Source organism: Neobacillus vireti, from assembly GCF_036962345.1.
Taxonomy (GTDB): domain Bacteria; phylum Bacillota; class Bacilli; order Bacillales; family Cytobacillaceae; genus Neobacillus; species Neobacillus vireti_A.
Window position 1 is genome coordinate 51,481 of record NZ_JBALNB010000015.1, and the last position, 13,358, is coordinate 64,838.

At 37.6% G+C, this 13,358-nt stretch carries 17 protein-coding genes; 11 read left to right on the forward strand and 6 right to left on the reverse strand.

Annotated features, from left to right (window positions below; all coding sequences use genetic code 11):
• Positions 1-191: 191 nt before the first annotated feature.
• From V7108_RS18090 to V7108_RS18110, 5 genes are all read left to right on the forward strand, one after another.
• The gene (locus tag V7108_RS18090; protein ID WP_335569003.1) at positions 192-914 is read left to right on the forward strand and encodes a CAP domain-containing protein; all 723 of its coding nucleotides are present in this window, start codon (positions 192-194) and stop codon (positions 912-914) included.
• Positions 915-1,208: 294 nt separating this feature from the next.
• Complete coding sequence (locus V7108_RS18095; protein ID WP_335509764.1) at positions 1,209-2,141, forward strand: LCP family glycopolymer transferase; 933 nt, start codon at positions 1,209-1,211, stop codon at positions 2,139-2,141.
• A gap of 176 nt (positions 2,142-2,317) precedes the next feature.
• Entirely contained in the window at positions 2,318-2,935 is a 618-nt protein-coding gene (locus V7108_RS18100) for an FMN-binding negative transcriptional regulator (RefSeq protein ID WP_335509766.1), read from the forward strand.
• A 246-nt stretch (positions 2,936-3,181) separates the two neighbouring features.
• On the forward strand, positions 3,182-3,697 hold the full coding sequence (locus V7108_RS18105; protein WP_335509768.1) for a TetR/AcrR family transcriptional regulator: 516 nt from the start codon (positions 3,182-3,184) through the stop codon (positions 3,695-3,697).
• A gap of 120 nt (positions 3,698-3,817) precedes the next feature.
• Complete coding sequence (locus tag V7108_RS18110; RefSeq protein ID WP_335569004.1) at positions 3,818-4,738, forward strand: hypothetical protein; 921 nt, start codon at positions 3,818-3,820, stop codon at positions 4,736-4,738.
• Between the two features lie 136 nt (positions 4,739-4,874).
• Here V7108_RS18110 and V7108_RS18115 read toward each other — a convergent pair whose 3' ends face one another.
• The 3 genes from V7108_RS18115 to V7108_RS18125 all read right to left on the reverse strand — a co-directional run bounded on the left by V7108_RS18115 (position 4,875) and on the right by V7108_RS18125 (position 6,952).
• A complete protein-coding gene (locus tag V7108_RS18115) occupies positions 4,875-5,417 on the reverse strand; it encodes a chromate transporter (RefSeq protein WP_335509772.1) in 543 nt (180 codons plus the stop codon).
• Positions 5,418-5,437: 20 nt separating this feature from the next.
• Entirely contained in the window at positions 5,438-6,061 is a 624-nt protein-coding gene (locus V7108_RS18120; protein ID WP_335569005.1) for a chromate transporter, read from the reverse strand.
• 267 nt (positions 6,062-6,328) lie between these two features.
• Positions 6,329-6,952 (reverse strand): chromate transporter, encoded by a 624-nt coding sequence (locus V7108_RS18125; protein ID WP_335569006.1) that lies wholly within the window; start codon positions 6,950-6,952, stop codon positions 6,329-6,331.
• Positions 6,953-7,154: 202 nt separating this feature from the next.
• Between V7108_RS18125 and V7108_RS18130 the strand changes: the two genes are divergently transcribed.
• Entirely contained in the window at positions 7,155-8,033 is an 879-nt protein-coding gene (locus tag V7108_RS18130; protein WP_335516463.1) for a LysR family transcriptional regulator, read from the forward strand.
• A gap of 120 nt (positions 8,034-8,153) precedes the next feature.
• Here the strand turns inward: V7108_RS18130 and V7108_RS18135 are convergent, their stop codons facing one another.
• Positions 8,154-8,303: a hypothetical protein gene (locus V7108_RS18135; RefSeq protein ID WP_335516467.1), complete on the reverse strand. Its 150-nt coding sequence runs from the start codon at positions 8,301-8,303 to the stop codon at positions 8,154-8,156.
• 85 nt (positions 8,304-8,388) lie between these two features.
• On the opposite strand from V7108_RS18135, the gene V7108_RS18140 reads away from it, so the two are divergent.
• A complete protein-coding gene (locus V7108_RS18140; RefSeq protein ID WP_335516470.1) occupies positions 8,389-8,796 on the forward strand; it encodes an NUDIX hydrolase in 408 nt (135 codons plus the stop codon).
• A gap of 91 nt (positions 8,797-8,887) precedes the next feature.
• Here the strand turns inward: V7108_RS18140 and V7108_RS18145 are convergent, their stop codons facing one another.
• Positions 8,888-9,094 carry a zinc ribbon domain-containing protein gene (locus V7108_RS18145; RefSeq protein ID WP_335516473.1) on the reverse strand — a complete coding sequence of 69 codons (207 nt, stop codon included), beginning with the start codon at positions 9,092-9,094 and terminating at the stop codon, positions 8,888-8,890.
• Positions 9,095-9,233: 139 nt separating this feature from the next.
• On the opposite strand from V7108_RS18145, the gene V7108_RS18150 reads away from it, so the two are divergent.
• The 4 genes from V7108_RS18150 (at position 9,234) to V7108_RS18165 (ending at position 11,434) form a co-directional block, all read left to right on the forward strand.
• Positions 9,234-9,422 carry a hypothetical protein gene (locus V7108_RS18150; RefSeq protein ID WP_335516476.1) on the forward strand — a complete coding sequence of 63 codons (189 nt, stop codon included), beginning with the start codon at positions 9,234-9,236 and terminating at the stop codon, positions 9,420-9,422.
• A gap of 180 nt (positions 9,423-9,602) precedes the next feature.
• Positions 9,603-9,986, forward strand: coding sequence for a DUF1398 family protein (locus tag V7108_RS18155; RefSeq protein WP_335516479.1), 384 nt, complete (start codon positions 9,603-9,605; stop codon positions 9,984-9,986).
• A gap of 90 nt (positions 9,987-10,076) precedes the next feature.
• Entirely contained in the window at positions 10,077-10,517 is a 441-nt protein-coding gene (locus V7108_RS18160) for a hypothetical protein (protein WP_335516483.1), read from the forward strand.
• Between the two features lie 98 nt (positions 10,518-10,615).
• A complete protein-coding gene (locus tag V7108_RS18165; protein WP_335569007.1) occupies positions 10,616-11,434 on the forward strand; it encodes an HAD family hydrolase in 819 nt (272 codons plus the stop codon).
• A 45-nt stretch (positions 11,435-11,479) separates the two neighbouring features.
• Here V7108_RS18165 and V7108_RS18170 read toward each other — a convergent pair whose 3' ends face one another.
• Positions 11,480-13,357 (reverse strand): PTS fructose transporter subunit IIABC, encoded by a 1,878-nt coding sequence (locus V7108_RS18170; protein WP_335569124.1) that lies wholly within the window; start codon positions 13,355-13,357, stop codon positions 11,480-11,482.
• Position 13,358: the final 1 nt, after the last annotated feature.

Sequence of the window (13,358 nt, forward strand, 5' to 3'; positions counted from 1 at the left end):
ACATGCTAAAGTAGAAGATTTTTGATTAAAAAATAACTGTAAAGGCTTATCTTTATAGTCTAAATACAATTTAGGGTTCAGTAAAAAGAGCAAGTAGTGTTTTTATATGTAAATTCTTCCCATAAATATGACAAAAATCGTATGGTACGATGAATCTGTAAATACGGCATTTATTTTAGGAGGATGTTAACATGATCAATAAAAAAGCACTTCTAACCGTAGCAGCTGCTGCAGCTGTACTAATGGCAAATCCATCATTAAATAAAGCAGAGGCTGCTTCCTATAACCCAGAAGTTCAGCAAAAGGTGTATGTTTATCAAGGCTCAAATCTGAATGAGATTAATAGTATCATTGAAAAATATCTTGCTAGTTTTGGCATAACAATTCCACAAACTGTCGAAAAGCAGCCAGTGCCGGCACAAACAACTCAACCAGTACCAGCACCAACACAACCTGCACAGACAACAACTCCAAAACCGGAGCAGCAGCAACCTGTAAAAGCGCCGCAACCATCTACACCAGAAGCAACAGGTACTTTAAGTGCGTATGAGCAAAAAGTGGTTGATCTAACCAATCAAGAGCGTGCAAAAAATGGTCTACCTGCGCTTAAAGTTGATTTAACACTTAGTAAAATGGCACATGAAAAATCTCGTGACATGTCTGCAAATGGCTATTTTAGCCATACAAGCCCAACATACGGTTCACCGTTTGATATGATGAAAAAATACGGAATTACCTATCGTTCTGCAGGTGAAAATATTGCGATGGGACAGCGGACTCCGGAAGAAGTGGTCAAGGCTTGGATGAATAGCGAAGGTCACCGCAAAAATATTCTTAGCTCGAACTTCAACTATATTGGTGTTGGTTATGTCTCACAAGGTAACTATTGGACACAGGAGTTTATCGGTAAATAAAACGTTTAGCTTGGGGTAAGTATTCCCCAAGCTTTTTATATGAAATTAGCAGCAAATGTGAATCTATTTGCAATGTTTGTAGGTTGGAAGTAGTAAAGGACCCCTTATTCGACAAGATATTTTCCAGGAAATAAACAAAAGCTCGTTTTTCAAATGGTTAAGGGGAATTTTGCCGATAAACTAGCAAATATGTAAAGGAAATTACCACAAATCGACATCTTCCTGTAATTTCATTGACACAACTCTTTGGTAATCTAATGATAAAATGCGGATTTTGTTAAGGAGGACCATGAAATGAGAAAGAGAAAAAGGAGGAGGCTTAACTGGCGTAATATAATAGGTTTGTTACTATTTATTATACTTATCGTCGGAAGCGTCTATGGGTTCTCTGTATATAAATCTTTTAATAAGGCAGCAGCAACTATGCATGAACCGCTGGATGGCAAACAACGTAAGGAGAAGCAGCCGGAAGATTTAAAAAAGAAAGAACCCTTTTCCGTTTTAATGCTGGGTATTGATGAACGGGAAGGAGATAAAGGCCGTTCCGACACGATGATTGTCTTAACAGTAAACCCAAACAATCATTCAGTCAAAATGCTGAGTATACCAAGGGATACCCGAACAGAGATTGTTGGTAAGGGGAAAGAGGATAAGATTAACCATGCTTACGCATTTGGCGGGGTTTCGATGGCGGTAGATACAGTGGAGAATTTCCTTGATATTCCGATTGATTATTATGTGAAAATCAATATGGAAGGCTTTAAGGATATTGTTGATACTGTTGGCGGAATTGATGTCCAGAATGATTTTGCTTTTAAAGTGGATAAATTTACTTTCCCTGCCGGAAAGATTCACCTGAATGGCGAGGAAGCATTAAATTATACAAGAATGAGATACGATGATCCGAATGGGGACTTCGGACGTCAAGAACGCCAGCGCCAGATCATTCAAGCCGTAATCAGTGAGGGTGCAAGCTTATCAAGCTTATCAAAAGTTCCAGATATTCTCCAGGCCATTGGCAGTAATGTCAAAACGAATCTTACCATTGAAGAGATGATTTCCATCCAAAAGAATTATAAAGATGCTAGTAAAAACATTGAGCAATTAGCTATCCATTCAGAAGGGAAAATGATTGATCATATCTATTATGGAATTGTAACGATTGCTGAACAATTGCGACTTCAGGATGAATTAAAATCACAATTGGAAATTGATAATGAAAGCTGATGATTCAACATATTAATAATGACGATCGAGTTTTAAACGAGCGATTAAAGGACTGAGTTTACTATTCTCAGTCCTTTTCTTTTTTCTAAACTATGAATTGTAACCATGGGGAAAAGAAGGTTATATTTAACTGAAAGAGAACCAATTTAACTACTTATAGAGTGGAGATGATAGATTTGTATATACCTAAACATTTTAAAATTGATAATGATGAAGTTATCTATAATTTTATTGAAAAGAATAGTTTTGCGACCTTGTTTTCTCAGCATAATGGTGAACCTTATGCCACTCATCTGCCTCTGCTTTTAAATAAAGAAGAAGGTTTTTTGTATGGACATTTTGCCCGTCCGAATGAGCAGTGGAAGGATATTGAAAATCAAAATGTTCTTGTAATCTTTCAAGGACCCCATTGCTATATTTCTCCATCCTGGTACGAGACCAATCAAGCAGTACCAACTTGGAATTATGTTGCCATTCATGTTTATGGTCAGTTGGAGATTGTCGAAAATGAGCAGGAAGTCTATGAATCGTTGCTGGATATGGTAAAAAAATATGAAAAACCAGGCAGTTCCTATCATTTAGAGGATGTTGATGACAAGTACATAATGGGAATGAGTAAAGGAATTGTAGGTTTTAAAATCAAAATCAGTAAAATAGAGGGGAAGGCAAAACTAAGTCAAAATCACCCAACTGAACGGCAAGAATTAGTCATTAAGCAACTGGAAAACTCTTCAGATCAAAATAATTTACAAATTGCTGAACTTATGAAGAGAAATCTGTTAAGTGGAAAATAAAATTTCACGAAATAGAGGCAAGGACCGATAAGATGAAACACAGTTTAGAGGGCAAGAGTGGATTCGTATTCCCCATTTTATGGAGCTTAAGTTTAGAAAGAGAATGTCCTTCAGGTCTAAATGAGGGGCATTTTATTTTACCTGCCTAATTGGTTTCCAACCATTGACAAATAGGAGTGTATTCATTATGATTTATTTATTAATCAATAAATAAATAAATAAATCATGATAAGGATGGTAGCAAACGTGGCAGTCCGAGAAGATAAGAAAGAAATCATTATCGAAAATGCAGTAGGGGTATTCGCTGAGAGGGGGTACTATAAAGCAACTACAGCAATGGTTGCAAAAGCTGCTGGAGTGACACAGCCGTATGTGTTTCATTTTTTTGAAAACAAGGAAGAATTATTCAAGGCCGTTATTGATACTGCATTTGGCCGTATTTATGATACTTTTAAGGAAGTGCATGCACCAGCAGACCAATTAATCGAAACGATGGGGCAAGCATTTGAACAAATTATCCAAACACATCGTGATGAGGTTTTAATGGTCATGCAAGCTCACGCTATTTCCGATACAGGCATTCGCGAACACGTCAGGAGCTTATTTCTCCAAATGTTTGAATCATTAACATATAAGTTTGAAAATGCGGGTATTCCAAATGCCAAAGAGACAGCCGCACATTTTATTGGCACAGGATTATTAATTACAGTTGCAGAAGTTTTGAATCTGCCGCAATTAACGACTGGAAAAGATCATTGTTAAAAATAGGAGCAATCTTGCTCTCCTTTTTTTAATAATGCATATATTGATTAATAAATAAATTTTTTTGATTTTTTATTTATTGATTGATAAATAAATAATATAAGAGAGAAGGGACTATTTATGTTGAAGTTTTTGAAGGCTAATGTAAAAGAAGGTGTACCATCTGTTAAGCTTTTTGAAGGAGAACAAGCTCTAGTAATCACGGGTTTAATTGGTTTTATCCTATCAGCTGGCATTGCTATTTTTATCTTTTTTAACGGGCATGCCATTGCACCAGAAGGAAATATGAGAGATGCCTTTTCCTTTAATGCTGCGATAGGCATGTTTATACTATCGATAGCTGCAATCATGCCGCTTGCGGGATTTGGATCAAGGAAAAGGAAGACTGTACGTTTTTTTTTTATCATAGCAACCATGTATTCCTATGCTATTGAAACCATTCAGAACTTCCGAGGCATTAATCCAAGGTTTTCTCGTGAAGGAACGGTAGTCGATATAGGTGCAGGAATGCTATTTGGGGTTATTTCATTAGTACTTGTAACTTTAGCCATTGTGCTTATGATCCAATTCTTAAAGATGAAACCGCCTTATGAACAACCCTTGCTTATACAGGGAATTCGATATGCATTTCTCTCTGTCTTTGCAGCAAATATGGCAGGTATATGGATGATTTTGTTACAGGACCGCCTTACACAGGATGGAGGTAATATCATTATCCTGCATGGATTAGGTTTTCACGCGCTTCAGACATTAATCTTGCCTGCATGGCTTTTGGAAAAAGTCCATGTACAGGACCGCTTGAAAAAATGGCTGATCCAAACTGGCAGTATGGCTTGGATGCTGTCCATTTTACTAATCGGCATCCAAACTGCATTAGGTCAGACTGTTTTTGAGTTAACCTTATTACCAATTCTTGCAGGCCTGTTATTGCTTATTTGGTTTGGAACAGTAATGGTATCGTGTGGGTTATTAATGAAACAATTGAGAATAGAAATACAGATTACAATCACTAAAAAAGAATTGGTTAAAACTAAAAGTTAATGAAAAGAAACCTAGGATAACCAGATGATTAGCTATTCTAGGTTTCTATATTGTTAGTTAACTTATTTTAGGCAAAGAAGTGATTTATGTATCCTTCAAAAAGTGGGTGATCCACTTTTTGTTAATAATGGCTGTTTTAAGAGTAAAGGGCTATTCCGACCAGCCCTGAAAGTAAAATAACATAAACAGGATTCCAACGAAGTTTTAATAAGGCAAATAAAGATAATCCAAAGATGATGACATAGCTAATTGAACGGAAAGTGATACCCATGGTTATCATGTTATTGGCAAGTGCAAATTTTATTGCCGCAAAAATGATTAGGCTTGTAACTAAAGGTTTCAATCCATAAAAAATTCTTTCGACCAAAGGATTATGATGTAATTTAACAAAGAACGCTGCTACCGTGGTGACTAGGAGTAAGGAGGGCAGCAAAATTCCAATGGCTGAAACAATAGCCCCTCTGATGCCTGCAGCTGAATATCCTATAAGAATCGCACTATTCGCGGCGATTGGTCCCGGGGACATTCCTGCAATTGCAAACATATTTGTCAGCTTTTCTGCAGACATCCATCCGTATTCCGTTACAGCCTTTTCAATAATTGGAATCATCGCATAGCCCCCTCCAAAGGAGACAAAGCCCGTGATAAAAAATGTTTTAAAAAGTTCCCATAATACCATTTCTTTGCACCTCCTTCTCCTTAGATTCCAGCACCCATGAAATAATCGGGGTTAATGGTTGGATCATCTTCCTTCCTCTTTTGCATGTCAATGCTGTAGCCCAATTTTCTTTTAAGGGGGACAATAATTAATCCAGTTATGGCTCCAAAAAGAATGGCGATTACCGGATGGATGAAAAACAATACAGGCACCCCAGCAGCCATAATAAAGAAGGTAGTCTTGTCGGAAATGGCTGTTTTTGCTATTTTAATCGCGGCATATACAATGATTGCAACAATTGTCACTCGTATTGATACGAATGCTGCTTCTAATTTTGGATTATCGTGAATGAAATAATAGGAAACACCTAATGTAAGAACAATAAAAAAGGTCGGCAGCGAAACCCCCAGCATAGCTGCTAGTGCCCCTCTGATTCCACCTATTCTGTGACCGATAAATGTTGCTGTATTTACAGCAACCGCTCCCGGTACAGTTTGAGATAGGGCAATCACATCGTTCATTTCATCATTTGTTAACCATTTTCGCTTATCTACAATTTCCTTTAAAAGAGCCGGGATCATGGCAAAACCCCCGCCAAACGTCAAAGGACTAATCTTAAAAAAAGTCCAAAAAATATAAAACAACAACTTCCATTCCACGTGCATCAATACCCTTCTTTCCAAAAGGCCTTAGAACAAACATCCAATTCAACCTATAAATATAGTAAATAGTTCTAGCAGTCTATAATAAAGGTACCAAAATAGAGAGGAACGGTAAATGGCAACAAATGTAAATGATAACAAATATAAACGATAATAGTTATAATTTGGTGACAGGCACCACTAAAGTACAACTGTCCACCTCGGGTGGACAGTAAAGGGCGGAGAAAATTGGATTCTCACAATCCATTTTCATATCTCCTTGGTTTTATTTTAGATTCCAGCGCCCATAAAATAATCAGGGAAATTAGAATGATCGTCTTTTTTATTATGTTTGATTTCCTTGGTGTCACGGCCCATTTTTTTCTTAATAAAAGTCGCTGCTAAGCCGATTAAAGCTCCAAGAAATATGGCGACAATTGGATAGATGAAGAAAAGTGCGAGAACTCCTGCAATCATAATACAAAAGGTGGTCTTATCAACAATAGCTGTTTTTGCTATTTTAATAGCTGCATAGCCAATTATCGCTACAATGGTAATTCTAATGGAGGTAAAGGCAGCTTCTAGCTTTTGATTATCATGAATGTATAAATAGGAAATCCCTAATGTTAGAACAATTAAAAAAGTCGGAAGCGATACACCAATCATAGCTGCTATTGCCCCTTTTATGCCTCCAAGTTTGTGGCCAATAAATGTTGCAGAATTAACCGCAACCGCTCCAGGGACTGTTTGAGATAAAGCTATCACATCTGTAACTTCCTCGTACGTGAGCCATTTTTTTCTTTCAACAATAACCTTTATGATTAATGGTACCATTGCATAGCCCCCGCCAAACGTAACAGGACTAATTTTGAAAAAGGTCCAAAAAATGTAAAACAGTTTTTTCCATTCCCGCATTCTATACACCCTCCTTTTCACTTTTTAGAAATGTATATCTACTTATGGATTGAGTTTCTTTCTACCCATAACGTTACCAGAAAAATGTTAGATGTGAAATTGCAACAAATTTATAGGCTATAACAAAAACGTATAGCTCAACTGATTCTAAACCATTGATTATGATACTATAAAAGCATAGTTGTCTTTGGAGGGAATTCTGTTGAATATTGAAAGCTTAAAAATGTTTTGTTTAGTGGTGGATGAGGGCAGTATTAGTCAAGCCGCTCGATTAAGCTTTGTTTCTCAGCCTGCGGTTACAAGGCAGATTCATCAATTAGAAGACTCATATGGAACATTGTTATTTGACCGTACGGATGGAAAGCTCAGGGTAACTGAGGCGGGAAAAATGTTATACCCTTTTGCAAAAGCAATTGTTGGTGATTATAGCCGTTCTAAGGAAGTCATTAAGCAGGCAATGGGGCACAACCAGTCTAACCTTAATGTAGGTGCAACCTTTACCATTGGAGAATATTTATTACCCAGTTTGTTAGGGAAGTTTAAAAAACAACAGCCTGAAATAAGGGTAACGTTGACAATCAAAAATACTCCCGGTGTGTTAGAGGATTTAGCCAATGATGTCATCGATATGGCTTTAGTGGAAGGGATTGTTGAGAGGAACGACTTTATTGTTGAGGAATTTGCAGATGATGAGCTCATTCTTGTATGTTCACCTGACCATACTTGGGACAAACAGATTCAAATAGAAGAGTTATTAACAGAACGTATGATATTGCGTGAATCGGGTTCGGGAACACGATTGATCGTCGAAAACATGTTAAGAGAAAATGGAATATTAGAAAAAATCGATAGTTATATGGAATTAGGCAGTACCCAGGCAATCAAAAGTGCTGTAGAAGCAGGCCTAGGAATTAGTATTCTTCCAAGATTAACAGTAGAAAGAGAGCTTCAACTTAATCTTCTCCGTGATATAGACATAGATGGTGTTACAATCATGAGAAAATTATGGCTGGTCAAAAAACCCCAGCGCTTTAACAAAGCCGGCGTCTCCCAATTTTTAGAGTTCATTCAAAATAAATGATGTAGTTTCAAATGAACTTTGATCTGTTCCTGTTTGAAAAAACGAAACGTTTGATTGGATTGCTGCAAGTTATGGTAAATTAGGTTTTGCAGAACGAATCAAACGTCGTTTTACTAGGGATTAATGTTGCCCTTTACTGTTAGGGTCCTTAATCGATACATTCTTCGGTCGTTGTGGATAGGAGGCCTTGCCTTCATCATCCGGACCCGTGAGCTGGTTTCTTTGATTTAGGACTTTCCCTGTATATTCGATTGGATTATTCTTTGACATGATTAACACCTCCATGTCATAGTATGCTTGAAAAGTAAATGACAAATACAAAAAATGGGACTTGTTATGAGTGGGGGGAGAAAAAATGGCAGCACCAAAACATATCGTTTCAGCGGCATCCATTGTATTAAATGAAAAGAATGAAATTTTATTAATAAAAGGTCCGCGACGAGGCTGGGAAATGCCTGGGGGACAGGTAGAAGAAGGGGAATCCATAACCGATGCCGTAATCAGAGAAACAAAGGAAGAATCAGGGATAGACATTGAGGTTGTAAAGTTTTGTGGGATTTTTCAAAATATAGGGGACTCCATCTGTAACACACTATTCTTAGGGAAGCCGATTGGCGGAGAATTGACGACCAGTCCAGAGAGCCTGGAAGTAGGTTTCTTTCCACTAGATGAAGCCTTAGAAATGGTCACATGGAATAACTTTAGACAAAGGATTGAATATTGTTTAGATGAGAAACAGCATCCTTTTTACATTGGATTTTAAAAGATATACATAAAAAAAGCGGCTTCTATATTAGAAGCCGCTTTATATAGCTTAATGGAGACTATCCCGCCCCTTTTTCTTGTTCTTTTAATCATCCACCAAAAAATAAATCAAGGATATTGGAAGCCTTAGATGATTTTTTATTATAGAATTCGGAATAACCACAGTTTTTGCAGAAGATAACTATAAATGTGTTATGTTGAATATCAAGTATTTTGGAAATGCCAGTTCCAGTCATAGCCACTTCTTTTTGTCCCGTATCTCTAGAACCGCATTTTATACAACCTTTTTGGCTCATTGCAAATCCCCCCTGTTTAAACTATTCCATATATTTACGCATGATATATTCAAAGGGTTTCATAATAATCAAAAACTTAAGCTTGTCCCCATATGAGAAAAAGGTTAAAATTCAATAAAACTAGAAAAGAGGGATGAAAGTGGCATTTGATATTTCTATGTTAGGCATGGGTTATTTTAGCCTTGATGCAGCAGCAGTCGATAAGAGTCCAAGTGAAATGGTGATCACTGATAGTAAAGAGGAAACATACTACATCGTATCACGGGAAGTATACGAAAATGGACCACAGCAAGAAGGATATAAAATTATCGTGAATGAAGGAGAGTAAACGACTTTCCATAGGAATTACATATATGTTCATTGAATGATTGTGTAAAAGGAAGGAAGGCTCGATGGGATTCGAGCCTTTTTTCTATTTTAAAAGTTTTATTTAACATCGTGAGTAAGGAATAAGAACCAGCTTTGCGGTTAAAATGATGTAGAAAATACTCTAGATGGAGGGGCTTTCATGAGTGAAAAACCAACGGAAAAAGAGTTACATGAGGTTATTGAAAGAAGAAGCACAGGAAAGACAAGCTTTGCTGAGTTTTTGAAGGAATTATATAAAATTGGAATTATTCAATACGATATTGATGTTGCCACAGGTCAAGCCACATATAAAGGCGAGCTCTCAGATATTAAAACAGAACCCCAAGTGAACTTTGTAATATCAAGTCAATTCAATAGAAATCAGGCAATACAAGCAATCACAAACATTACACTTCCATTTTTAGATTTTCTAAGAGAAATTGGTAACGCAGGAATTGCAGCGTATAACGTAAATATTACTGAAAAAAAGGCTACTTACGCGGGGATAAATGGCGAACAAATAGTAGAACCACTGCAACTTTAAAATTTGACGAGTGCGAACGAACGTTGAGTTAATTTTTTATAAAGGATTAGTCCTCTAGGGAACTCTATAGATAGATGGGATGTGCAGGTGATGTTTTCTTTAAAAGGGGATGCTCACAAAGTTTTCTTACGATTGAAAAGAACATTACATAATGGCGATACCATAATAGACATGAAGGAATATAAGGAGATTGATGAGATACAATCTCTTTATCGGTCACTTGATAGCAATACCTTGCAATTGATACATTACCGTATGATTAAAGAATACAACGGGTCGGGAATGATTCCTATTTTGGTTTCCTCTGCTCCCTGGTTGTTACTGTTATTTTCAAAGCAATTATCTGCCTATTTGTTTAAAGAGGGGAAATGGTTGTGGGCTGTATTTAGTACTGTTTATATCATTGCCCTTGCGGTAAGTGTGATTCTTCACTTTCGCGAGAAAGCATGGGCTGCTTTTCATATGGAAATCATCCAAGATATATTAAAAGAAAGAGGAAATGCAAATAATAAGGGTCAGTCTAATTCTTAATGTCCCTTATTATTTGCATCCAGAATTAAACTTTTTTAATTCATTGAATATCTGATATAGTAGTCTTTGAGAAAGATAGAGGAGATGAAGACTACACGATGAAATGTTTCTCCATTGATTTAGACGGGACGTTATTAAATTCTGAACATGATATATCTGAAGCAAACCTTCAAACAATTCATGAATTACGTGAACAAGGTCATGCAGTGATTCTAAATACAGGCAGGGCATATGCCGATGTTATAAAACTTAAAGCACTAGAAAATGTAGAGATTCCGATATTTTGTGTGAATGGATCGGTATTATTCTCGGAAAAAAAAGAGCTGCTCTATGAGGCAACGATATCGATTGAAACGTATAAACAACTGTTTCCGATATTAAAGGGATTAGGTGTAGGAATTTTAGTTTACACCAATTATGGCGGCTTTCCATCGACATTGCCCCCGCTTCATAAAAAAAGTAAAGAAGAACTTAATACTCTTTTTGAAGAATTCAATTATGCCGAAATTCTTGAAAAAGATCAGTTGAAAATCTATAAATTAATTGCTCTGACACACCATGATCAACTAGAAAAAGTGGAAGAGGTTAAGATGGCACTGGGGGATAAGTTTGATATTTCCATGGCTTCTTCGTTCCCAAATAACGTTGAAATCACTTCAAATGAAGCACATAAAGGAAAAGCGTTGTTACGCTATCAGAAAATGTTGAATTTGAACTTTGAGGAGATTATTGCCTTTGGCGATGGTGGTAATGATCTTGCTATGTTCGAGGTAGCGTCTACTTCTGTTGCAATGGCAAATGCCCCGCTTCATGTACAGCAAAGAGCAAACATCGTTACAAAGTCTAACGACGAAGATGGTTTTGCCTATGCAGTTCGTCATTTGTTAAATCTTCAAACAGCTGCAATCGTAATATAATCAAAAGCCCAGTTTCCCATTACTGAAGGGAAATTGGGCTATTAATTATTCGTTAGAAACTGGCTTTTTTAAGAAGCCCAATAAAAATGCAGAAACTAGTGCACCAATCACTACTGCAAGTAAATACATCAACCAGCTGCCATCCACGAGTGGGATAACGAACAATCCACCATGGGGAGCACGCAGTCCAATACTGAACACCATCGATAATGCACCTGCAATGGCTGAGCCGACCATGACAGAAGGGATGACACGAATGGGATCAGCTGCTGCAAAAGGAATTGCTCCTTCTGTGATAAAGGATAGTCCCATAATATAGTTTACTTTCCCTGCTTCTCGATCTTGTTTGCTGAATTTCTTCTTAAAGAGTGTTGTAGCGATGGCAATTGCTAATGGAGGAACCATCCCTGCAGCCATAATTGCAGCCATTGGTTCATAAACACCATTTGCCAGTAATCCAGTTCCAAATACATAAGCCGCTTTGTTAACCGGGCCGCCCATATCAAACGACATCATTAAACCTAAAATAATGCCAAGTAATACCGCATTCCCCGTACCTAGACCTGATAACCACTCAGAGATAGCAGTATTCAAGGCACCAACAGGTTTATTCACAACAAACAACATAATAAATCCGGTTAAGGCGATACCTAATAAAGGATACAGCAGGATTGTTTTAATCCCTTCCAAGGAAGAAGGCATACCAGCCAATACCTTTTTCAAACCAACCACTAAATAACCTGCCAAGAAACCTGCTACAAGTCCTCCTAAGAATCCGGCACCGCCGCTAGTTGCCAGCATACCGCCGACCATACCCGCAGCAAAACCTGGGCGATCCGCAATACTCATTGCAATAAATCCTGCTAGAATGGGAACCATTAAGGCAAAAGCATTTCCGCCGCCAATCGTCATTAACGCCTCAGCGATCGGATGATAAGTTGGGTCATTAGGATCTGCTGAATTAATGCCGAACATAAAACTGATAGCGATTAAAATACCGCCGCCAACAACGAATGGAAGCATATTCGATACACCGTTCATTAAGTGCTTATAAATAGTTGATCCAATTCCTCTACCGCTTGTTTGTTCACTTTCCTGATTAGACTTTCCACTGCCGCTATAAATAGGAGCATCTTGCTTTAAAGCTCTTTCGATTAGTTCCTTTGGTTTACGGATCCCATCAGCAACAGGTGTTTCTAATACATGCTTGCCATTGAAACGATTCATTTCAACCTTTGTGTCAGCAGCCACAATAACTGCTACAGCATTTTCAATTTCATCTGCTGTTAGGACATTTTTTGCCCCGCCAGAGCCGTTTGTTTCAACTTTTATATCAACACCCATTTCTGCTGCTTTGGCTTTTAACGAATCAGCAGACATATAGGTGTGGGCAATACCAGTAGGGCAGGCTGTTACCGCAACAATAAATTGTTTCTTCCCAGCCATAGACTGTTCTTCTTCTTTTTCTTCTTGGTCATGAGAATTAATAATGGATAAAACCTCATCAGCGGTACTCGCTTCTAAAAGCTGTTTGCGTATTTCATCTTTTAATAGAATCGTTGAAAGTCTTGAAAGTGCTTCTAAATGTGTATTGTTTGCCCCTTCTGTTGCTGCAATCATAAAGAAGAGGTGGGAAGGCTGACCATCAAGAGCTTCATAGTTTACGCCAGTTTTCGATCTTCCAAAGGCAATCGCCGCTTGCTTAACTGCGTTTGTTTTCGCATGAGGGATGGCAATGCCTTCTCCAATCCCAGTTGTACTTTGTTCTTCTCTTTTTATAATGGCGGCTTTATATTCAGCGCGATTGTTTAACTTGCCTGCAGTGTCTAGAACACTTACCAACTCTTCAATAGCATCGGTCTTTGTTGAACTTGTTAATGAAAGGTTGATGGTTTCTTTGGTTAATAACTCTGTAATTCTCATC

Excerpts from the sequence above, each read along its gene's own strand:
- V7108_RS18115 (WP_335509772.1), bottom strand. The coding sequence starts at position 5,417 with ATGGTATTATGGGAACTTTTTAAAACATTTTTTATCACGGGCTTTGTC.
- V7108_RS18110 (WP_335569004.1), top strand. The coding sequence starts at position 3,818 with ATGTTGAAGTTTTTGAAGGCTAATGTAAAAGAAGGTGTACCATCTGTT.
- V7108_RS18165 (WP_335569007.1), top strand. The coding sequence starts at position 10,616 with ATGAAATGTTTCTCCATTGATTTAGACGGGACGTTATTAAATTCTGAA.
- V7108_RS18090 (WP_335569003.1), top strand. The coding sequence starts at position 192 with ATGATCAATAAAAAAGCACTTCTAACCGTAGCAGCTGCTGCAGCTGTA.
- V7108_RS18160 (WP_335516483.1), top strand. The coding sequence starts at position 10,077 with ATGTTTTCTTTAAAAGGGGATGCTCACAAAGTTTTCTTACGATTGAAA.
- V7108_RS18125 (WP_335569006.1), bottom strand. The coding sequence starts at position 6,952 with ATGCGGGAATGGAAAAAACTGTTTTACATTTTTTGGACCTTTTTCAAA.
- V7108_RS18095 (WP_335509764.1), top strand. The coding sequence starts at position 1,209 with ATGAGAAAGAGAAAAAGGAGGAGGCTTAACTGGCGTAATATAATAGGT.
- V7108_RS18120 (WP_335569005.1), bottom strand. The coding sequence starts at position 6,061 with ATGCACGTGGAATGGAAGTTGTTGTTTTATATTTTTTGGACTTTTTTT.
- V7108_RS18155 (WP_335516479.1), top strand. The coding sequence starts at position 9,603 with ATGAGTGAAAAACCAACGGAAAAAGAGTTACATGAGGTTATTGAAAGA.
- V7108_RS18170 (WP_335569124.1), bottom strand. The coding sequence starts at position 13,357 with ATGAGAATTACAGAGTTATTAACCAAAGAAACCATCAACCTTTCATTA.
- V7108_RS18140 (WP_335516470.1), top strand. The coding sequence starts at position 8,389 with ATGGCAGCACCAAAACATATCGTTTCAGCGGCATCCATTGTATTAAAT.
- V7108_RS18135 (WP_335516467.1), bottom strand. The coding sequence starts at position 8,303 with ATGTCAAAGAATAATCCAATCGAATATACAGGGAAAGTCCTAAATCAA.
- V7108_RS18145 (WP_335516473.1), bottom strand. The coding sequence starts at position 9,094 with ATGAGCCAAAAAGGTTGTATAAAATGCGGTTCTAGAGATACGGGACAA.